This is a genomic window from Actinoplanes sp. CA-030573, from assembly GCF_050951115.1.
In the GTDB taxonomy this organism is placed as follows: Bacteria; Actinomycetota; Actinomycetes; order Mycobacteriales; family Micromonosporaceae; genus Actinoplanes.
The window spans coordinates 1,677,043-1,695,542 of record NZ_CP192038.1; the positions used below are offsets into that span (position 1 = coordinate 1,677,043).

Here is an 18,500-nt window from a genome sequence, read left to right on the forward strand (position 1 = left end):
CGGAACACCGCATGACGCCCCGGCGAACTCAATTGGTGATCGGTCGAAACAGCCCGGTCAGGATCGTGGTGGTGAGGATGGCGGCGGCCAGCACGACGGCCCCGGCGATCAGCAGCACGTCGGCGGTGGTGAAGATCTGCCGCCGGGCGTACGTGCGCGGCGCCGTCGAGTCGAAGCCGCGGGCGTCCATCGCCACCGCCAGCCGGGTGCCCCGCCGCAGCGCCCCGACCAGCAGGGCGAAGGCGGTCGCCGGGAACGTCCTGATCCCGGTGTCGACGCCCCGCGCCCGCCGGGCCAGCGTGAGCATCTGCCACTCGGCGCCGAGCAGCGGCAGCAGCCGGAAGGCGGCCAGCGCCCCGATCGCGAACCGGGCCGGCGCCTTGGCGTTCTGCACCAGCGCGTCGGCCAGGTCGGTCGGGTCGGTGGTGGCGAAGACGATCACGCCGGGCAGGGCGATCGCGAACAGCCGCAGGATCAGCCCGAGCGCCGAGATCAGCACGCCGGTCGTCACGTCGAACGGCCCGAGATCGAGCAGGAGCCGGCCGTCGCGGTGGGCGGCGAACAGGATCATCGTGACCAGCAGGCCGGCCGACGCCACCACCAGCGGCCACGCGCGCCGGGCCAGCACGCCGTAGCGCAGGCCGAAGAGGGGCAGCAGCATCAGCTCGACCGCGATCGCCAGGGCCGGCGTGAGCGGATCCAGCGTGCTGATCAATGGCAGCGAGAAGAGCAGGGCGGCGGCGAGCTTGGCGACCGGGTTGCGGCGCGCCAGCGGCGCGGTGGGGTTCGCGACCGGCTGCAGGGCGAGGCTCATGCGCGCCGCCGGCGGGGGAGTGGGTCGCGCAGGCGGGAGGAGCCCAGCACGAACGTACGGTCGGCCAGTGTCTGCACGAAGTCGTCGTCGTGCGTGACCGCGACGACGGCGTGCCCCTCGTCGCGCAGCGTGGCGAGCAGCGTGACCAGCTCGATCCAGGTGCGCCGGTCCTGGCCGAAGGTCGGCTCGTCGAGCACGAGCAGGCGCGGGGCGGTGGCCAGGGCGGTGGCGACGCTCAGCCGGCGGGCCTCACCCCCCGAGAGGGTGTACGGGTTGGCCTGTGCCAGCTTCGCCAGGCGCAGCCGGTCGAGCAGCGCATCCACGATGTCCTTGATCTCGGCGTCGCTCCGCCCGACGCGCCGGGGTCCGGCCGCGAGCTCGTCGGCGACCCGGGCGGTGACGAACTGGTGCTCCGGATTCTGGAAGACCGACCCGATCCGCTGGGTGAGGTCGGCGGCCCGCCACTTGTGCGGCGGCCGCGGATCGCCGAACCCGGTGACCCGGCCGCCGGTGGGGGCCAGGAGACCGCCCAGGGCCAGCGCCAAGGTCGACTTGCCGGCGCCGTTCGGCCCGGTCACGGCCAGCACCTCGCCGGCGTTCGCGCCCATCGACACCGGGGCCAGCCGCTGGGCGACCGTGACGTCCTCGGCCCGGATCACCTCCTCGCCGGCGGGAGTCGAGGACTTCACCGGCGGGATCGCGAAGCCGGGCACCCACACGCCCTCGTCGGCGAGCCGGTCACCGTACGCGGCGAAGACCACCTCGGGCGCGCCGTCGGCCCGGATCCCGCCGCCCGGCTCGAGCACCACCACCCGGTCGACCAGCGGCAGCGCCTCGGCCACCCGGTGCTCGACCACGATCAGCGTCTCGTCGCCGCGGGACCGGCCGATCGCCTCCCGCACCAGCGCCGCGCCGGCCGGGTCGAGGTTCGCGGTCGGCTCGTCCAGCAGCAGCAGCGAGGGCCGCAGCGCGAGCACGCCGGCCAGCGCCAGCCGCTGCGCCTCGCCGCCGGACAGTGCGGCCGTCGAGCGGGTGATCGGGTAGGGGAAGCCGACCCGGTCGAGCGCGTCGCTGACCCGGGGCCAGATGTCGGCGGCCGGCACTCCCCGGTTCTCCAGGCCGAACGCGACGTCGTCGCCGCTGCGGGCCATCACCAGCTGGGTCTGCGGATCCTGGAAGACGATGCCCACCCCACGCCCGGCTTCTCCGCGCCGTCCGGCGGACCAGGCGTCGGAAGCGGCACGGTCGCGGGCCGCGCGCGGGTCGAGCCCGTCGATCGTGACCGTGCCCGCCTGCTCGCCCGAGTCGTCGGGCAGCAGCCCGGCCAGGGCCGCGAGCAGGGTGCTCTTGCCGGCCCCCGAGGGACCGAGCAGCAGCACCCGCTCGCCGTGCCCGACGGTCAGGTCGACGTCGCGGACCGCCCAGGCGCGGCGGCCCGCATGCCGCCACCCGAATCCCCGCAGCTCGACCGTGCTCATGATTCACATGAGATCAGTGGTCAGACCAGCGCGCGCGACCGGCCCGCCGGGAACCGGTCCAGCACACCCGTCTGGGCGAGCGCCCGCACCAGCAGCACGCTGCCGAGACCGGCCACCACCAGCGAGGACAGGGCGGCGAGCAGGATGTACGGGATGCGCAGCGTGGCCCACGACGTGCCGCCGTACCAGACGAACGCGTCGTAGACCGAGGCCACGACGCCGGCCGTGGCGCCGGCGAGCAGGGCCACCGGCACGTTGTACACCTTGTAGGCGAATGCGGCGAAGATCAGCTCCGCGCCGAGCGCCTCGAGCGGGCCTTGCACGACGAGCGTCCAGCCCCAGCTCGTGCCGATCGCCACACTCACCAAGGAGGCCAGCGTGAGCGTGTAGAACGCGGCCCCCGGCTTGCGCACGATCAGCGCGCCCAGCACGGCCGGGACCAGCCACATGCCGTAGAGGATCGCCCGCCCGGGCAGCGGGATGGCGTCGGCCGGCCCGTTCCAGAGCAGGTTCCACGCCCAGAAGATGACGCCGAACGCGACCGCGATGATCGAGGCGATCACGATGTCGATCGTGCGCCATCGGTTGGTGGTAGTAGCCATAGGTGCCTCCCAGTGGGGTGACCGGGAGGAGACGCACGCCGCTTTTACACGGCGCGGCTGGAGAAAAGACCGAGCTTCCTGCGCTGGCATTACCCAGATCAGGTACGAGGGTCTGCGGGTCACCCCGCACTCTCAGCGCTGTGCGCTCCCCTGTCGGATTACATTGCTTCGATGACGCTAACACCGTTGTTGGCGGCGGGACAGTTGAGGAGTGATCAAGAACATGGAGATCAAGGCGCGGGGCCTCACCTTCGACGTGTACGAGGGCGGGCCCGCCGACGGTGACCCGGTTCTGCTCCTGCACGGGTTCCCCCAGGACCACCGCGAGTTCGACCTGATCCGGCCCCGGCTGCACGCGGCCGGTCTGCGCACGTACGCCTTGGACCAGCGCGGCTACTCGCCCGGCGCACGCCCCACCGAGGTCTCCGACTACCGCGCCGCCGAGCCGGCCGCCGACGCGATCGCCGTGCTCGACGCGCTCGGCCTCGAGTCGGCCCACGTCATCGGCCACGACTGGGGCGCACAGGTCGGCTGGATGCTCGCGGCGCAGCATCCGGAGCGCGTGCGCACGCTGACGGCGATCTCGGTCCCGCACCCGCGGGCGCTGCGGCTGGCGATGCGCGTACGCCCGACCCAGCGCGCCCGGTTCGCCTACTTCGCTCTGTTCCGGTCGCCGGTCGCCGAGCGGTTCCTGCTGGCCGGCAACGCCCTCGCCCTGCGCACGATGCTGCGCCCGATCGGCGGCCGCGCGGCCCTCTACGCCGACGCGATGCGCGACGACCCGGCCCGGCTGACCGGCGGGCTGAACTGGTATCGCGGCCTGTCCGGCGAGCAGCTGGCGCCGGTGGCGGTGATCACGGTGCCGACCACGTACATCTGGCCCGACCACGACGGCGTCGTCGCGCGTACCGCCGCCCTGCGCACCCGCGACTGGGTGGAGGCCGACTATCAGCTCGTGGTGCTGCGCGACGTCTCGCACTGGGCGCCCGAGCAGGCCCCCACGGCGGTCGCCGACGCCGCGCTGGCGCGCATAACGGGCGCATGAGGATCTCGTCCCGGCTGGGACTGGAGAAACGCCGGGTCCGGGACGAGACCGAGAAACAACGCTGGGACCGCAACTTCGGCGACCTGCTGCAGGAGCTGCGGGTCGCCCAGACCGGCATCCAGATCCTGTTCGCCTTCCTGCTGACGCTGCCCTTCACCAGCGGCTTCCCGCGCGCCACCCCGTTCCAGAAGACCGTCTACGTGGTGGCCCTGCTGGCGGCCGCCTTCTCCACCGCCATGATCATTGCGCCGGTCGCCTTCCACCGGGCCCTGTTCCGCCAGGGCCGCAAGCCCGAACTGGTCCGCCACGCCCACCGCATGACCACCGGCGGCCTGGCGTTCCTGCTGATATCGATGGTGAGCAGCGTCCTGCTGGTGACCGACTTCATCCTCAGCCGAGGCCTGGCGTTCCTCCTGTCCGGCGCCACAGCCCTCTGGTTCGTGGCGCTGTGGGCGGCGTTCCCCTGGTACCGCCACAGCTGGATAGACGAGGACGCCGAGGAGGAGGACGAGCGCGTGGTAGACGGCGGCGTGCCACCCGGTGATGCCTGTGGAAAAGACGAAAAGTTGTCGTAGCCCCGTGCTTAACTCACCCCCACCCAAAGGGCGGGGGCCGCATGATCGGCAGCGGGTTTGTTGCGCTTTCGCTCTGCTCACCAATACGCGCCACCGGGCGGATCGCGCTGCCTCCCACCCACGGAGGGCACGCGGGCGCGGGGCAGGGCTGATGAGGTGCGGCGTTGGGCGCACGGGAAGTCATCAGGGTCGGCGGGTTGTGGGCGGCGGTTGGCGGGCGGCGGGGCAGGGTTGATGAAGTGCGGCGTTGGGCGCACGGCAGGTCATCAGGGTCGCTGGTTGTGGGTGGGGTTGATGGGCGTCGGCCAGGCTGATGACTTGCGGCGCTCCGAGAGCAGCAGGTCATCAAGATCCGACATTGGGCGGGCGACGGCGCGGCAAGCAACGGCTTAGCGGGCAACAGTGCGGTCGGCGGGGCGCGGCGGTAGCAAGGTGGCGGGCGACGCTCCGGCGGTGATTGTGCGGCGCGCACCGGCGCAGCGAGTGAGGGAGCAGCGGACGACGGCGCAGTGGGCGGGGCGCAGCGCGACGGCGCAGCAGGCGACGGCGCAGCGGTGGCAATGCGGCGGACAACGGCGCGGTCGGGTAAACGCGCGGCGCGCCACGACGCGGCCGGCACCCGCAGAGCGGGTAAACCCCGCGGCAGACAACGGCGCCCAAAACGGACGGCCTATCGACGACGCCCCGAGACCGTCAAACCCAAGCGCTTCAGTTCGAGCTCGGCCAGCGCGTCGACGGCGTCCGCGTCGCCGTTCCGCCAGCTCTGGGCGATGTCGGGACCCAAGCGGGCCAGCTCGTCGAGCGGCTGGGACGCCAGCGCGCGGAGCGCCAGCAGGTCGCGGCCGGCGGGCTCCGATCGTACGGACGAAGCCACCCCGGCCCGGCGCATCCAGCGCAACCGCAACGGTAGCCAGAGGAACAGCACCAGCGCGAGCGGAACGGAGAGCGCGAGGATCGTCAGGACCAGGGCCATCTGGTCGACGATCTGCTCCTGCTGGTGGCCGGCGTCGGCGATCGAGCGGGCCGCGTCGGCCGCGCCGTTGAAGGGCTTCACCAGCTGGTCACCCACCAGGGGGACGCGGTCGACCTTGCTGCCGGCGTCGGCCAGGTTCGTGGCTATGCCGCCGCCCGCGCTCTCCAGCTTCTGGCCGGGCACGGCCAGCTTCTCGACCATGGCGTGCACCCAGAGGCCGGCCCTGATCCATAGGTAGACCCAGATGACGACCGCGATGTCGGTGAGCAGCTGGCGGATGGCCGTGGGGATGCGCTCGGCGTAAAGCTTCACGGCCAAAGCGTCCCATGTGGAAGTGCTCAGCGCTTGGCCGCGCACTCCGGGCACGTACCGAAGATCTCCATCGTGTGCGACACGTCGGCGAAGCCGTGCTGGGCCGCCACCCGGTCGGCCCAGGACTCGACCGCGGGGCCCTCGACCTCGACCGCCCGGCCGCACGAGCGGCAGACCAGGTGGTGATGGTGGCCCTGGCTGCAGCGGCGGTAGAGGTGCTCGCCGCCGGGCGGGCGCATCACGTCGATCTCGCCGGCGTCGGCGAGGCCCTGCAGCGTGCGGTAGACGGTGGTGAGGCCGACCCGCTCGCCCCGCTCGCGCAGCTTCGCGTGCAGGTCCTGAGCGCTGTGGAAGCCCTCGACCTCGTTGAGCACGGCGCTCACCGCGCTGCGCTGCTTCGTGTTGCGCTGCGCGGTCGAGTCGGCGGCGCTCATGATCGGACCTCCCGGGCGTGGCTGACGGCGTCGGCGACGATGTGTGCGACATGGTCGTCCACCAGGGAGTATGCGATCTCGCGTCCGCGGCGCGCGCCCCGGACCACCCCGGCGCCGCGCAGCACCCGCAGGTGCTGGGAGACCAGGGGCTGGGGCGCGCCCAGCTTCTCCACCAGCTCGTGCACGCAGCGCTCGCCCACGCCGAGCTCGGCGACGATCGCGACGCGGATCGGCGCGGAGAGGGCCCGCAGCAGCTCCCCGGCCGACTCGTACGCCTCGTAGCCCGTCGTCATGGTGGTGCCAACCTATCGCGCGGCGAGGACGACATCGGGCGGCTCGACTTCGCGGGGCTGGTGGGCGCGGCGGCGCAATGCCCGCAGGACCCCACCGCCGAGCGAGATCGCCAAGAAGGCGCCGAGGGCGATGATGACGGTGGTGGCGCCGGGGGCGGTGTCGATCTCGGCGGAGACGGCCACGCCGGCACCGGCGGCGCCGAGCCCGATCACCATCGCGAGCGCCATGGTGGTGCGGAAACCGTGGGTGACCTGCTGGGCGGCGGCGACCGGCACGACCATCAAAGCCGAGACCAAGAGCAATCCCACCGTACGCATGGCAATCGTCACCGTGACCGCGGTGGTGATCGCCATGAGCAGGTTGAGCGTCCGCACCGGCAGGCCGCTGACCCGCGCGTACTCCTCGTCGTTGCAGACCGCGAACAGCGCCGGCCGGAAGACGGTCATGGCCACGAGCACCGCGACGCCGAGGACGACGATCACCACCAGGTCCTGCGGCGAGGTCGTGATCAGCGAGCCGAACAGGTACTGCATCAGGTTCGCGTTGCTGCTGTCGTCGGAGAGGCCGACCAGCACCACGCCGCCCGCGATGCCGCCGTAGAACAGCAGGGCCAGCGCGAGGTCGCCGGAGGTGCGCCCGCGCTGCCGGATCAGCTCGATGCCGACCGCGCCCGCGGCCGAGACGATCACCGCGCTGATCACCGGGGAGTGGTGCAGCAGAAGGCCGACGCCGACGCCGGTCAGCGCCACGTGGCCGATGCCGTCGCCGATCAGCGACAGGCGCCGCTGGACCAGGTAGATGCCGAGCGCGGGCGCGGCCAGGCCGATCACCAGCGCGCCGATCAACGCGCGGATCATGAAGTCGTACGCGAAGAGGTCCATCTAGTTTGCAGCCATCCGGTCCGTGGGGGCCCACTCGCAGATGCCGGCCTTCTCGAGGGCGGCATGCGGGTGCACGTGGTCGTGGTCGGGGTCGGCGTGGTGACCGGCCGGCTCCGGCGGGACGCCCTCGTACGCGATCCGGCCCTCGTGCACCACGATCGCCCGGTCGATCAGCGGCCGCAGCGGGCCGAGCTCGTGCGCGACGAGCAGGATCGTGCCGCCCGCGGTCGCGAACCGGCCCAGCGCCGCGGCGAACGCCTCCTGGCTGGCCGCGTCCACGCCGGCCGTCGGCTCGTCCAGCACCAGCAGGTCGGGCCGGCCGGCCAGCGCCCGGGCGATGAGCGTGCGCTGCTGCTGGCCGCCGGAGAGGGTGGCGACCGGGTCGCCGATGCGGTCGAGCAGGCCCACGTCGGTGAGCGCCTCGCGGACGGCGGCCTTGTCGGCGGCGCCGGACGGCCGGAAGATCCCGCGCCGGGCCAGCCGGCCGGAGGCGACCACCTCGCCGACCGTGGCCGGCACCCCGCTGCCGGCGCCGAGCCGCTGCGGGACGTAGCCGACCCGGGCCCAGTCCCGGAACTTGCGCTGGGCGGTGCCGAACAGGTCGATCTCACCGCGGGCGGCCGGCACCAGCCCGAGGACCGTGCGGATCAGCGTGGACTTGCCGGAGCCGTTGGCGCCCAGGATGGCGACGACCTCGCCGCCGGTGACGGAGAGCGAGACGTCGTGCAGGATCTCGCGGCCGTCGTAGCCGGCGGCGAGATGGCGTACGTCGACGACGCTCATGAGGTGCACCCCAATGCCGTGGTGAGGGCGGCCAGGTTGGCGCGCATGACGGAGAAGTAGTCGGCGTCTTCGTGGTTTTCATTCTGGGGTTTTCCGCCGCGGGTCGGCTCAGCCTCGGTCAGGCCCTCGAGCGGGTCGAGCACCGCGCTGCGGGCGCCGACCTCGCGGGCGATCGTGTCGGCGACCTTCGGGCTGACCAGCGTCTCGAAGAAGATCGTGGTGGTGCCGGTGCGGCGGGCCTCGGCGGCGACCTGGCCGAGGCGGCGCGGCGAGGGCTCGGCCTCGGGGGAGATGCCGGTGATGCCGATCTGGGTCAGGCCGTAGCGGGCGGCCAGGTAGCCGAACGCCTCGTGACTGGTGACCAGCTCGTGGCGCTGACAACTGCGGAGGCTTTTCGCGTACGCGTCATCGAGGGTCTGCAGTTGCCCTTGAAGTTGGCGCGCCCGTGACCGGTAGTCGGAAGCGTGCGCGGGATCGGCCTGCGCGAGGCGCTCCCCGAGGGCGCCGGCGATGGTGGCGAACCGGACCGGATCGAGCCAGACGTGCGGGTCGAGGCCGCCCTCGTCGGAGCCCGGGTCGAACGGCTTGAGGTCGACCACGGTCGTCACGTCGAACGAGCGGCCCTTCGCCTCCTGGCCGACGGCGGCGTCGACGGCCGGCTGGAAGCCCTTGAGGTAGACCGCGACCCCCGCGTCCGCCACCTGGGCGACCTGGCGTGGGTTCAGCTCGACGTCGTGCGGCTCGGCGCCGGGCTTGGTGAGGTTGGTGACCGTCACGTCGTCGCCCCCGATCCGCTCGCTGAGGAACTGCAACGGGTAGAACGCCGTGACGACGTTGAGCTTCCCGGCGGTGAACCCGCCGGCGGCGGCCCGGCCCGCGCAGCCGGCGGCGACGGCGAGCGTCAGGAGCACGGCAAGCAGGGCGCGGGGCATAGCACCCACTGTCGCCGACAATGATAATGATTGTCAAAAGCGCATGAGTCGCCGCTCAGAGCGCCTTGGCCACGACCCCGGCGAGAAGGAGAACGAGCATCGTCGCGCGCAGGGCGCGGGTCGACGGGGACTGCACCGGCCAGGTGGTGAACGTGAGCGCGGCCAGGCCGGCGGCGAGCAGGAACAGCAGCGCGGCGCCGACGATGCCGGGCAGGAAGAGGCCGGCCAGCATCAGCACCAGCGCCACGACGAAGGCCGTGGTCGGGTTGACCCGGGCCAGCCGGCGCAGCAGGTTCTCCGACGGTGCCACCATGTCGCCTCCTCGCGCTGCGTACGCTCGTCGCATGCTCGTGCTCAACCGCTTCGTCGTCCCGCCGGACACGCAGGACGGCTTCGTGCTCCGGGCGCACGCCGCCCTCACCGCCCTGGCTGAGCGGCCCGGTTATCTCTCCGGGCGGCTCACCCGCGCGCTCGACGAGCCCGCCCACTGGACCCTGGTGACCGAGTGGGAGTCGGTGGGAGCCTACCGGCGGGCCCTGGGCGGGTTCGACGTCAAGGTGCACGCGACGCCGCTGCTCTCCGAGTCGGTCGACGAGCCGTCCGCGTTCGAGACGCTGGCGAGCGCGGCGCCGGGCGGCGAGGTGGTCGTGACCGCCAGCGACCGGGCGGCCGAGCCCTGGCGCTGACGGCTAATCTGGCCCTATGACGACGGAGCCTCACGTTCCCGTGCCGCAGCAGGGCGCCGGCGTCTATCCGCCCGCTTGGGAAACGCCGCCGGTCTCGGCCGGTTATGGGCCGCCGCCCGCGTGGGCGCCGGCCGCCTCGGGGCCGCCGGTGCCCGAGGAGCCGCCCGCCCCGCCGCCCGGTCCCGGCGTCTACCCGCCGTTCCCGGCGCCGCCGGTCGAGGGCAAGGGCAAACGCATCGGCCTGAGCATCGGCATCGCGGCCGGCGTCGTCCTGCTGGTCTGCGGCGGCGGCCTGGCCGCGATCATCGGCGTGGCCGTGTCCAGCCAGGGGTCGTACCAGGAGAAGGCACACGCCGCGGTGAGCGGTTACCTCAACGCGTTGCGCGACGGGCGCTACGACGCGGCCTACGGGATGCTCTGCGACGAGACGCAACAGGGTGAGAGCCCGGCCGCGTTCCGCTCCAAGGTCACCGCGGAGCCGGCCATCCGGTCGTACACGATGGGGAAGTTTGATCTTGTAAGTTGGTCGGTGCCGGTCGACGCCGTCTATGACAACGGCGACAGCGCGAAGCTCGAGGCCTATCTGGGCGTGGACAGCGGCACGGGCGCTTTCGAGGTGTGCGAGCTCGGAGAGTAATCTCGCTGTTTGTCCCGATCCTTTCCTACTCGTAGTCCCCGCCGACACCCAGCCGGCGTAGGAGGAACATGCCCGCCGACCGTATCGATGCCGTCGTCAGCCTGGCCAAGCGCCGTGGCTTCGTCTTCCCCTCCAGTGAGATCTACGGAGGAACCCGCTCGGCCTGGGACTACGGTCCGCTGGGCGTGGAGCTGAAGGAGAACGTCCGCCGCCAGTGGTGGCGCACCATGGTGCAGCAGCGTGACGACATCGTCGGCCTCGACTCCGCCGTCATCCTGGCCCGCGACGTGTGGGCCGCCTCCGGTCACCTCGACGCGTTCGTCGACCCGCTGACCGAGTGCCAGTCCTGCCACAAGCGGTTCCGCGCCGACCACCTCGAGGAGGCGTGGGAGGCCAAGCACGGCTCGCTCCCGTCCTCGCTCCAGGAGATCAACTGCCCGAACTGCGGCAACAAGGGCACCTTCACCGAGCCGAAGATGTTCAACGGCCTGATGAAGACCTACCTCGGCCCGACCGAGAGCGCCGAGGGCCTGCACTACCTGCGGCCGGAGACCGCGCAGGGCATCTTCGTCAACTACAACAACGTGGCCACCGCCGCCCGCAAGAAGCCGCCGTTCGGCATCGCGCAGGTCGGTAAGAGCTTCCGCAACGAGATCACCCCGGGCAACTTCATCTTCCGTACGCGTGAGTTCGAGCAGATGGAGATGGAGTTCTTCGTCGAGCCCGGCAGCGACGAGCAGTGGCACGAGTACTGGCTGCAGGAGCGCTGGAACTGGTACCGCGACCTGGGCCTCTCGGAGTCGAACCTGCGCTTCTACGAGCACCCCAAGGAGAAGCTCTCGCACTACTCGAAGCGGACCGTCGACATCGAGTACCGCTTCCAGTTCGGCGGCACCGAGTTCGCCGAGCTCGAGGGCATCGCGAACCGCACCGACTTCGACCTGACCACGCACTCCAAGCACTCCGGCGTCGACCTCAGCTTCTTCGACCAGGAAAAGCAGGAGCGCTGGGTCCCGTACGTCATCGAGCCCGCGGCCGGCCTGACTCGTGCGGTGCTGGCGTTCCTCCTCGAGGCGTACGACGAGGACGAGGCGCCCAACACCAAGGGCGGTGTCGACAAGCGCACCGTCATGCGCTTCGACCCCCGCCTGGCGCCGATCAAGGTGGCCGTGCTGCCGCTGTCCCGCAACCCCGAGCTGTCCCCGAAGGCCCGCGGCCTGGCCGCCGACCTGCGCAAGCGCTGGATCGTCGAGTTCGACGACTCGCAGGCGATCGGCCGGCGCTACCGGCGCCAGGACGAGATCGGCACGCCGTTCTGCGTGACGGTCGACTTCGACACCCTCACCGACGACGCGGTGACGATCCGCGACCGCGACACCATGAAGCAGGAGCGGGTCGCGCTCGCCCAGGTCGAGGACTACCTGCTGCGGCGCCTGCCCGGCTGCTAGAAGGCCGTTCCGCCCGGCCTGTTGTTACGGTCCGCGATGAGCCCGGCCAGGGTCGCGACAGCGATCTCGGCCGGGGTCCTCGCCCCGATGTTGAGCCCGATCGGCCGGTGCACCCGGGCGATCTCCTCCTCGGGCACGCCGAGGTCGCGCAGCATCTTGACGTGCGGCCCCTCGACCTGCGGCTTCCCGAGAATGCCGATCCACCGCGTCCGCGCGGCCAGCGCTTCCTTGAGCACGGTTCCAATCTCGGCCCGGTGGTGGTCGGTGAGCACGACGTCGGTGTCGTCGTCGAGATGAGCCGCCGCGAGATCGTGCACGAAGAGGTCGCCGTGCGGCCGCGGGGTGCCCTGGAGCCGGGTCTGGTCCGGCTCCACGAGCACCGACTGAAACCCCACCTCCACGGCGAGCCGCAGCAGAGCCTCGGCTACCGGCGATTCGAAGACCACCACCAGCCGTCGCGGTCCGCCCTCACCCATGCCGTCGACTGTGCCAGATTCCGTCGTCGCCCGCCCGCGGTTGTCGCGAGCCGAGCTGTCATGGGACTAGGGTCGGCCGCGTCAAAACGACCCCGGACATTAAGGAACCCCGGCCGCATGCGAAGCAGAGGCTGTCCGGGGTTTCTGGGGAAAGTGTACCGGGCCATGGGGGAGGGAAGCCAGATGATGCGTGCCTATTCACCCGAGATGGCGGTTCTGATCCGCCGGCTATCACCCGAACGGCTGGGTCCTTACGTCATTGCCGGGGGCGACGACAACGCCGCGGCCCTGCGCGTCTATCACTGGAACTCGGAAGTCTCGGCAGCGCTGGCCGTGACGATCGGGCATGTCGAGGTCATCATGCGCAACGCCATCCACGAGAACCTGACGGAGTGGTCGGCCCGGAGATTCGGCGAGCCGAGGTGGTACCTGGACCCCGGCCATCTCCTTCAGCGTCGCCAGGCCGAAGTCGTCCAGCTCGCCCGGATGCGAGCGAGGCAACGCGGAGAGACGCCGGGCCAGGTCGTCGCCGAGCTCAGTCTCGGCTTCTGGCGATACCTGCTGGCTAACCACTACGACTCGACCCTGTGGCGGGAAAGCCTCTATCGAGCCTTCCCCGGTCAGCCGCGGCGCCGGGTCCTGCACGAGGCGGTCGAGGTCCTGCATCGGTCGCGCAATCGGATTGCGCACCACGAGCCGATGTTCAACCGGCCGATCGAGGACATCCACATCATCGCCCTCGAGGTGGCGGGCTGGATCTGTCCGGTCAGCAAGGCATGGATCGCACGGCACGGCCGCGTCGAACAAATGTTGGCACATGACGCATGCCTATCCCTGTCGCATGACGCCTAGTCATTAGGCTAGCCTGCAGGCCGAGTCGCACCCACCCCCCTGGGCCCGAGGCCCGGTTACCCTTCCCTGGAGGAACCGATGACTCCCACACTCGACGAGCGCGTCACCGTACTGGAGCACCGCATGGATGAGCAGGAACGGCTCCGCGCCGGCCAGGATCGCGACCTGGCTGACATCGGGGAGGGCGTGCGCGCCCAGAGAGGCCTTCTCCAGGCTCTCGCGATCACGCAGTCCGAGCACACCGAGAGTCTGGCTCGACTCACCTCCGATGTGACCGAGATTAAGGGAAATGTCGCTGCGCTGACCGGCAGGGTCACTCAGCTCGACCACAACGTCGCCCGGCTCGATGGCAACGTGAGCCAGCTAGACGGCAAGGTCACGCAGCTTGATGGCAAGGTGACCCAGCTCGATGGCAAGTTCACCAAGCTTGATGGCAAGGTGACCCAGCTCGATGGCAAGGTGAGCCAGCTAGACGGCAAGGTCACTCAGCTCGACGGCAAGGTCAGCCAAGTCATCGACATGGTCGCGACGCTTGTCGAGCGCGGCAACCGCGGTTAACCAGGCGGCGATTCGAGGTCGCCGGGCCGGACGTGTCACGCTGTAGGGCGTGACTGCACCGCTCGAGCTCGGCGACCGCGCCGTCAATCCGCCCGTCGTGCTGGCGCCGATGGCGGGTATCACCAACGTGGCGTTTCGGCGGCTCTGCCGCGAGCAAGGGGGCGGCGTCTACGTCTGCGAGATGATCACGACGCGGGCGCTGGTCGAGCGGATCCCCAAGACGCTGAAGATGATTGCGTTCGCCGAGGACGAGGACTTCCGGAGCCTCCAGCTCTACGGTGTCGATCCGGATGTGACGGCCCGGGCCGTGCGCATGGTCGGCGAGGACGGGCTGGCCGATCACATCGACCTCAACTTCGGCTGCCCGGTGCCCAAGGTGACGCGCCGCGGTGGGGGGTCGGCTCTGCCGTGGCGGCGGCGTCTGTTCGGGCGGATCGTGGCGCAGGCCGTGGAGGCGGCGCGGCCGTTCGGGATTCCGGTCACGATCAAGATGCGCAAGGGCATCGACGACGACCATCTCACGTACGTCGAAGCCGGTCTCATCGCGCAGGAGGCGGGCGTGGCCGCGGTCGCCCTGCACGCGCGCACCGCCGAGCAGCGCTACTCGGGCCAGGCCGACTGGGATGCGATCGCCACGCTCAAGCAGGCGCTCGACGTGCCCGTGCTCGGCAACGGCGACATCTGGGAAGGCTCGGACGCGCTGCGCATGGTCGAGCACACCGGAGTGGACGGGGTCGTGGTCGGCCGCGGCTGCCTGGGCCGGCCCTGGCTGTTCGCCGACCTCGAGGCCGCGTTCACGCAGGGCGCGAGCTACCGGCCGGTGCTGCCGTCGCTGGGCGAGGTCGCGAAGATCATGTCGCGGCATGCCGAGCTGCTGGTCGACGCCCTCGGGGACGAGAAGCACGGGTGCGCCGACTTCCGCAAGCACGTCGCGTGGTACCTGAAGGGCTTCCCGATCGGCGGCGAGCTGCGCCGCAGCCTCGCGATGATCTCGTCGCTGGCCGAGCTCGACGACCTGCTCGAGGCCCTCGACCCGGCGGTGCCGTTCCCGGTCGAGACGCTGGGCCAGCCGCGCGGGCGGGTCAACTCGCCAGGCAAGGTCTCGCTGCCGTACGGCTGGCTCGACAGCCGCGACGACGAGACCGTGCCGGTGGGCGCCGAGACCGACGAGTCGGGCGGATGACCAGCACGATCCGTGAGGTGCTGGACGGAACTCTCAGTTACGAGGACGGGCTCGACGCGCTGACCGTGGCGCCTGCGGCCGAGGTCGACGCGGCGCTGACCAGTGCCCTCGATGTCGCGGTCGACCGGCTGTTCCAGGGCGGTTGGCAGCCGGCCGAGCTGCACCGGGTGGTGGCCCGGCTGGGCGATCCGCTGCAGGCGGCGGTGATCGCCGAGGCGGCTCGCCGCTATATGGCGAAATTTCGCGACATAGACCCGCGATGGCGCGCCCAGGCTGACGATCTCCCGCGAGCGAGCGGGGGCGGCCGGGGCCGCCAGGGCGGCCGGGGCCGCCAGGGCGGCGGGCTCTCCGAAACCACCCGGCGGGAGATCGCCCAGCACGGCGAACCGGATCTGCGGCCGGTCCTGCGCGGGCGCGATCTGCGGGTCCGGGAGGCGGTGACCAGGGCGTTTCCCCGTACGGTGCGAGCCCGCGGCAGCCGCGTCGACAGTCTCGAGGGCTGGGAGTCGGGCCGAGCCGCGGCCGACGAGGCAAATCTCGGTTGACGCCCGGAGCAGGATGGGACCATGCATCCGGTTTGACGTTGATCTCCGCTTCTCTACGCCGTCCGCGCCTGCGCCGACGGAGTCCTGCTCTATCCGGTCTACGCGCTGCTGTTCGCCGACGCCGGGCTGTCCACCGCCGAGATCTCGACGCTGTTCGCCATCTGGTCGGTGGTCGCCTTCGCGTTCGAGGTGCCCTCCGGCGCGCTGGCCGACGCCTGGTCCCGCCGCGGCCTTTACGCGATCGGTGAGCTGCTCACCGCCGCCGGCTACGCGCTGTGGCTGATCTGGCCGGCCTTCCCGGGCTTCGCGCTGGGCTTCGTGCTGTGGGGACTGGGCGGCGCGATGGCGTCGGGCACGATCGAGGCGCTCGTCTATGACCAGGTCGGCGAGCCGGCGGCGTACGCGAAGCTGATGGGCCGGTCGGGCACGGTGGGCATCCTCGCGATGCTGGCCGCCACGCTGCTCGCGACGCCGGCCTACACGCTGGGTGGTTACCGTCTGGTCGGGATCGCCAGCATCGCGGTGGTCACGCTGGGTGCGCTTCTCGCGCTGCGACTGCCCGATTGCGGCGGTACGGCTGGGGACGCCGCCGGGCAGCGCGACCTCTCCGGCAGCGGCCCGGCGGGTGGAGACGCCGCCAGACAGCGCTGCGTCTCCGGCAGCGGCCCTGCGGACGAGGAAGCCGCCGAGATGGGCTACCTCTCGTTGCTGCGGTCCGGCGTGCGCGAGGCGATCCGCGGCCGGCGCATGGTGCTCGCCGTCCTGGTCGCCGCGTTGGTGCCCGGGTTCAGCGCGCTCGACGAGTACCTTCCGCTGCTCGCCCGGGAGAAAGGCGCGGCGACCTCGGCCGTACCGCTGCTGTTCGCGCTGACCGCCCTGGCGATGGCCGCGGGAAGCGCGCTCGCCGGAAGCGTGCCCGCAGAGAGCGCGCCCGCGGAGAGCGCGCCCGCCGGAAGCGGGCCGTCGGTGGTAAGGCCGTCGGTGGCGAGAAGGCGGTCACTCTCCGCCGCGTCTCTTCCCGGTGTGATCGTTGCCGCCGCCATCCTGCTGGCCGCCGGCGCGCTGATGCCGCACCTGGCCGGCATGATCCCGGTGTCGGCCGCCTTCGGGCTGCTGCAGTACGCGATGATCCGGGCCGAAACCCGCCTCCAGGAGGAGATCACCGGACCCGCCCGCACCACCGTTCTGTCGGTGAGCGGCTTCGCGGCCGAGGTCTTCGCCGTGCTGCTGTATGCCGGCTTCGCGCTCATGCTGCCGCTGCCGGTGCTGTTCGCCCTGGCCGCGCTGCCGATCGGGCTCACCGCCCTGCTCGAGATCGTCCGAGGTCGATTCGCCGGGGATGATTTCGTCCGCCCGGGATGAGGAGCGCGCCCGGCCTACGGCCGACGATGAGCGTCAGTCCTCCGTCCGGAGTCTTCTCAGGAGCGCGACATGACGACGTTTACCGTGTGGAAGTTCGATAACCCCGAGGGCGCGCAGCACGCCGCCGACCAGCTCAAGGACGCCCAGGGCGAAGGTCTCGTGAAGGTGCTCGACCACGCGGTGATCACCTGGCCGAAGGGCGCCAGCGAGCCGCAGCGGGTGCACCACGGCCGCGACGGCGTCTGGCGCGGCGCCGGGTGGGGCGCGCTGTGGGGCATCGTGGCCGGCACGCTCTTCCTGATCCCGGTCATCGGCGGCGTGGCCGGCGCCGCGATCGGCGCCCTCTCCAAGGCCACCGAGGATTCCGGCATCACCAAGGAACAGCTGGAGACGATCCGCACCGAGATCACCGAGGGCACGTCCGCCCTGTTCCTGGTCACCGACGCCGGCAACCTCGACCGCCTGGGCGAGCGTTTCCACGGGATGGGCCAGCACAGCCGCCTGATCGAGACGAACCTGACCGACGGCGAGCGCGAGATCCTTCTGGAGACCTTCGGCGAACACAGGAATCCCCAGCCCTACTGACCGGGCGCCCGGGGCGGGGAGGGCGGTGCGGGCCCTCCCCGCCGGGAGCGGGCATGCTTCGCCGGTCCGGGTCAGACGTCGAGGTCGTTCTCGATGCGGCGCAGCTGGTGCCGGGACATGGCCAGGTTGGCCCGGTCGCGGCGCAGGGCCAGGTAGAGGAACAGGCCCTTGCCCGAGCGGCTCGTCAGCGGGCGGATCATGTGGTACTGGGTGTCGAGCGTGATCAGGATGTCCTCGATCTTCTCGGAGATGTTGAGCATCTCCATCGCCCGCAGCTTCGCCCGGACCACGTCCGTGTTGCCGGCCGCGGCGACCGTCAGGTCGAGCTCCTTGCCGCCGCCGACGGTGCCCAGCGCCATGCCGCTCGTGTGGTCCACGAGGGCGACGCCGATCGCGCCGTCGATCTCCATGATTTCCTTGAGTGCGGTGTCCATGTCACCCATGGATGAGTCCTCCGTATGCGGTGGGATGGCGGTCCGCCGCTTGGCTGGCGGTACCGGCCGGCCGTGGCGGGTGCCACGAGCGCGGGTGGGGTGAGCCGGGAGGCTCAACCCGTCGCCTGCCGGCGGCGGGCGTTGTTGGGCAGGGTGGCCATCGGCGTGCGCCGCGCGAGCGGCGCGGCCGGGCCGGCCTGCGTGGGTATCTCGGGCCGGGCCTGCGGCGGCTTCGCCCCGATCGCGAGGATCTTCACGAGCCGGCGTACGCATCGCCGCGCCTCGAGGTGGACCATCGCCAGGTTCGCGTCACCCGACGTGACGAGGGTGAGCAGCGCGTTCGGGCCGGCGGTGTACGTGGTGATGTAGCCCCGGTCGCACTCGACCACCGACTCCCGCAGCTCGCCGTGGTTCACGGCGTGGGCGAACCGCCGGGCCAGCGCCAGGTGCGCGGCGGCCAGCGCGGCGAGCCCGTCCGGCTCGATGCCGTGCGCGTCGTGCGCGACCACCAGCCCGTCGGTCGTGGCCAGAACGCTGCCGGACAGCTCCGGCACCCGGCCACGCAGGCGGTCGAGCTCCTGGAGCACCGCCGGGTCCACCGTCATCCTCGG

General features: G+C 71.4%; 24 protein-coding genes and 1 riboswitch. Of the genes, 11 read left to right on the plus strand and 13 right to left on the minus strand.

Translation table 11 applies throughout. The annotated features are described in order from the left end of the window. Positions 1-28 precede the first annotated feature (28 nt). From ACQP2F_RS07795 to ACQP2F_RS07805, 3 genes are read right to left on the minus strand one after another with little or no spacing between them, the layout of a single operon-like run. Positions 29-814 (minus strand): energy-coupling factor transporter transmembrane component T family protein, encoded by a 786-nt coding sequence (locus ACQP2F_RS07795; protein WP_433302011.1) that lies wholly within the window; start codon positions 812-814, stop codon positions 29-31. Next, positions 811-2,292 (minus strand): ABC transporter ATP-binding protein, encoded by a 1,482-nt coding sequence (locus ACQP2F_RS07800; protein ID WP_433302013.1) that lies wholly within the window; start codon positions 2,290-2,292, stop codon positions 811-813. Before ACQP2F_RS07800 ends, ACQP2F_RS07795 begins: the two co-directional genes overlap by 4 nt. Before the next feature lie 20 nt (positions 2,293-2,312). Then, complete coding sequence (locus tag ACQP2F_RS07805) at positions 2,313-2,894, minus strand: ECF transporter S component (RefSeq protein ID WP_433302014.1); 582 nt, start codon at positions 2,892-2,894, stop codon at positions 2,313-2,315. 57 nt (positions 2,895-2,951) lie between these two features. After that, positions 2,952-3,056, minus strand: a riboswitch (TPP riboswitch). A 61-nt stretch (positions 3,057-3,117) separates the two neighbouring features. Between ACQP2F_RS07805 and ACQP2F_RS07810 the strand changes: the two genes are divergently transcribed. Together ACQP2F_RS07810 and ACQP2F_RS07815 are read left to right on the plus strand one after the other, a co-directional pair. After that, positions 3,118-3,939 (plus strand): alpha/beta fold hydrolase, encoded by an 822-nt coding sequence (locus ACQP2F_RS07810; RefSeq protein ID WP_433307388.1) that lies wholly within the window; start codon positions 3,118-3,120, stop codon positions 3,937-3,939. Continuing rightward, a complete protein-coding gene (locus ACQP2F_RS07815) occupies positions 3,936-4,514 on the plus strand; it encodes a DUF6328 family protein (RefSeq protein WP_433302016.1) in 579 nt (192 codons plus the stop codon). The genes ACQP2F_RS07810 and ACQP2F_RS07815 overlap by 4 nt, the downstream gene beginning before the upstream one ends. 670 nt (positions 4,515-5,184) lie before the next feature. Here ACQP2F_RS07815 and ACQP2F_RS07820 read toward each other — a convergent pair. From ACQP2F_RS07820 to ACQP2F_RS07850, 7 genes are read right to left on the minus strand one after another with little or no spacing between them, the layout of a single operon-like run. Continuing rightward, positions 5,185-5,799 carry a hypothetical protein gene (locus ACQP2F_RS07820; protein ID WP_433302018.1) on the minus strand — a complete coding sequence of 205 codons (615 nt, stop codon included), beginning with the start codon at positions 5,797-5,799 and terminating at the stop codon, positions 5,185-5,187. 26 nt (positions 5,800-5,825) lie between these two features. Next, positions 5,826-6,233 carry a Fur family transcriptional regulator gene (locus ACQP2F_RS07825; RefSeq protein WP_433302020.1) on the minus strand — a complete coding sequence of 136 codons (408 nt, stop codon included), beginning with the start codon at positions 6,231-6,233 and terminating at the stop codon, positions 5,826-5,828. Further along, positions 6,230-6,526, minus strand: coding sequence for an ArsR/SmtB family transcription factor (locus ACQP2F_RS07830; protein WP_296066296.1), 297 nt, complete (start codon positions 6,524-6,526; stop codon positions 6,230-6,232). The genes ACQP2F_RS07825 and ACQP2F_RS07830 overlap by 4 nt, the downstream gene beginning before the upstream one ends. A 12-nt stretch (positions 6,527-6,538) precedes the next feature. Then, complete coding sequence (locus tag ACQP2F_RS07835; protein WP_433302022.1) at positions 6,539-7,408, minus strand: metal ABC transporter permease; 870 nt, start codon at positions 7,406-7,408, stop codon at positions 6,539-6,541. Then, positions 7,409-8,191 (minus strand): metal ABC transporter ATP-binding protein, encoded by a 783-nt coding sequence (locus ACQP2F_RS07840; RefSeq protein WP_433302023.1) that lies wholly within the window; start codon positions 8,189-8,191, stop codon positions 7,409-7,411. Then, positions 8,188-9,123: a metal ABC transporter substrate-binding protein gene (locus ACQP2F_RS07845; RefSeq protein WP_433302024.1), complete on the minus strand. Its 936-nt coding sequence runs from the start codon at positions 9,121-9,123 to the stop codon at positions 8,188-8,190. The genes ACQP2F_RS07840 and ACQP2F_RS07845 overlap by 4 nt, the downstream gene beginning before the upstream one ends. Before the next feature lie 55 nt (positions 9,124-9,178). Beyond that, the gene (locus ACQP2F_RS07850) at positions 9,179-9,436 is read right to left on the minus strand and encodes a DUF6703 family protein (protein ID WP_433302026.1); all 258 of its coding nucleotides are present in this window, start codon (positions 9,434-9,436) and stop codon (positions 9,179-9,181) included. Between the two features lie 31 nt (positions 9,437-9,467). Between ACQP2F_RS07850 and ACQP2F_RS07855 the strand changes: the two genes are divergently transcribed. The 3 genes from ACQP2F_RS07855 to ACQP2F_RS07865 all read left to right on the plus strand — a co-directional run bounded on the left by ACQP2F_RS07855 (position 9,468) and on the right by ACQP2F_RS07865 (position 11,894). Beyond that, positions 9,468-9,809: an antibiotic biosynthesis monooxygenase family protein gene (locus tag ACQP2F_RS07855; RefSeq protein ID WP_433302028.1), complete on the plus strand. Its 342-nt coding sequence runs from the start codon at positions 9,468-9,470 to the stop codon at positions 9,807-9,809. A 16-nt stretch (positions 9,810-9,825) separates the two neighbouring features. Beyond that, positions 9,826-10,446, plus strand: a complete 621-nt coding sequence (locus tag ACQP2F_RS07860) for a hypothetical protein (RefSeq protein ID WP_433302030.1) — start codon at positions 9,826-9,828, stop codon at positions 10,444-10,446. Between the two features lie 68 nt (positions 10,447-10,514). Beyond that, positions 10,515-11,894 (plus strand): glycine--tRNA ligase, encoded by a 1,380-nt coding sequence (locus tag ACQP2F_RS07865; RefSeq protein WP_433302031.1) that lies wholly within the window; start codon positions 10,515-10,517, stop codon positions 11,892-11,894. On the opposite strand, the gene ACQP2F_RS07870 is transcribed toward ACQP2F_RS07865, so the two are convergent. Further along, positions 11,891-12,370, minus strand: coding sequence for an XdhC family protein (locus ACQP2F_RS07870; RefSeq protein ID WP_433302033.1), 480 nt, complete (start codon positions 12,368-12,370; stop codon positions 11,891-11,893). The two genes, ACQP2F_RS07865 and ACQP2F_RS07870, sit on opposite strands and share 4 nt — an antisense overlap. Positions 12,371-12,577: 207 nt before the next feature. On the opposite strand from ACQP2F_RS07870, the gene ACQP2F_RS07875 reads away from it, so the two are divergent. The 6 genes from ACQP2F_RS07875 (at position 12,578) to ACQP2F_RS07900 (ending at position 17,455) form a co-directional block, all read left to right on the plus strand. After that, positions 12,578-13,222 carry an Abi family protein gene (locus tag ACQP2F_RS07875; protein ID WP_433302035.1) on the plus strand — a complete coding sequence of 215 codons (645 nt, stop codon included), beginning with the start codon at positions 12,578-12,580 and terminating at the stop codon, positions 13,220-13,222. A gap of 78 nt (positions 13,223-13,300) precedes the next feature. Then, on the plus strand, positions 13,301-13,780 hold the full coding sequence (locus ACQP2F_RS07880; RefSeq protein WP_433302037.1) for a hypothetical protein: 480 nt from the start codon (positions 13,301-13,303) through the stop codon (positions 13,778-13,780). A 109-nt stretch (positions 13,781-13,889) separates the two neighbouring features. Then, on the plus strand, positions 13,890-14,963 hold the full coding sequence (gene dusB, locus ACQP2F_RS07885) for a tRNA dihydrouridine synthase DusB (protein WP_433307389.1): 1,074 nt from the start codon (positions 13,890-13,892) through the stop codon (positions 14,961-14,963). Next, the gene (locus ACQP2F_RS07890; protein WP_433302039.1) at positions 14,960-15,508 is read left to right on the plus strand and encodes a hypothetical protein; all 549 of its coding nucleotides are present in this window, start codon (positions 14,960-14,962) and stop codon (positions 15,506-15,508) included. Before dusB ends, ACQP2F_RS07890 begins: the two co-directional genes overlap by 4 nt. A 108-nt stretch (positions 15,509-15,616) precedes the next feature. Next, positions 15,617-16,870, plus strand: a complete 1,254-nt coding sequence (locus ACQP2F_RS07895; protein ID WP_433307391.1) for an MFS transporter — start codon at positions 15,617-15,619, stop codon at positions 16,868-16,870. Positions 16,871-16,939: 69 nt separating this feature from the next. Next, positions 16,940-17,455 carry a DUF1269 domain-containing protein gene (locus tag ACQP2F_RS07900; protein ID WP_433302041.1) on the plus strand — a complete coding sequence of 172 codons (516 nt, stop codon included), beginning with the start codon at positions 16,940-16,942 and terminating at the stop codon, positions 17,453-17,455. A gap of 71 nt (positions 17,456-17,526) precedes the next feature. Here the strand turns inward: ACQP2F_RS07900 and ACQP2F_RS07905 are convergent, their stop codons facing one another. After that, positions 17,527-17,898 carry a hypothetical protein gene (locus tag ACQP2F_RS07905; RefSeq protein WP_433302043.1) on the minus strand — a complete coding sequence of 124 codons (372 nt, stop codon included), beginning with the start codon at positions 17,896-17,898 and terminating at the stop codon, positions 17,527-17,529. Positions 17,899-18,002: 104 nt separating this feature from the next. After that, positions 18,003-18,494, minus strand: coding sequence for a roadblock/LC7 domain-containing protein (locus tag ACQP2F_RS07910; RefSeq protein WP_433302045.1), 492 nt, complete (start codon positions 18,492-18,494; stop codon positions 18,003-18,005). Positions 18,495-18,500 lie beyond the last annotated feature (6 nt).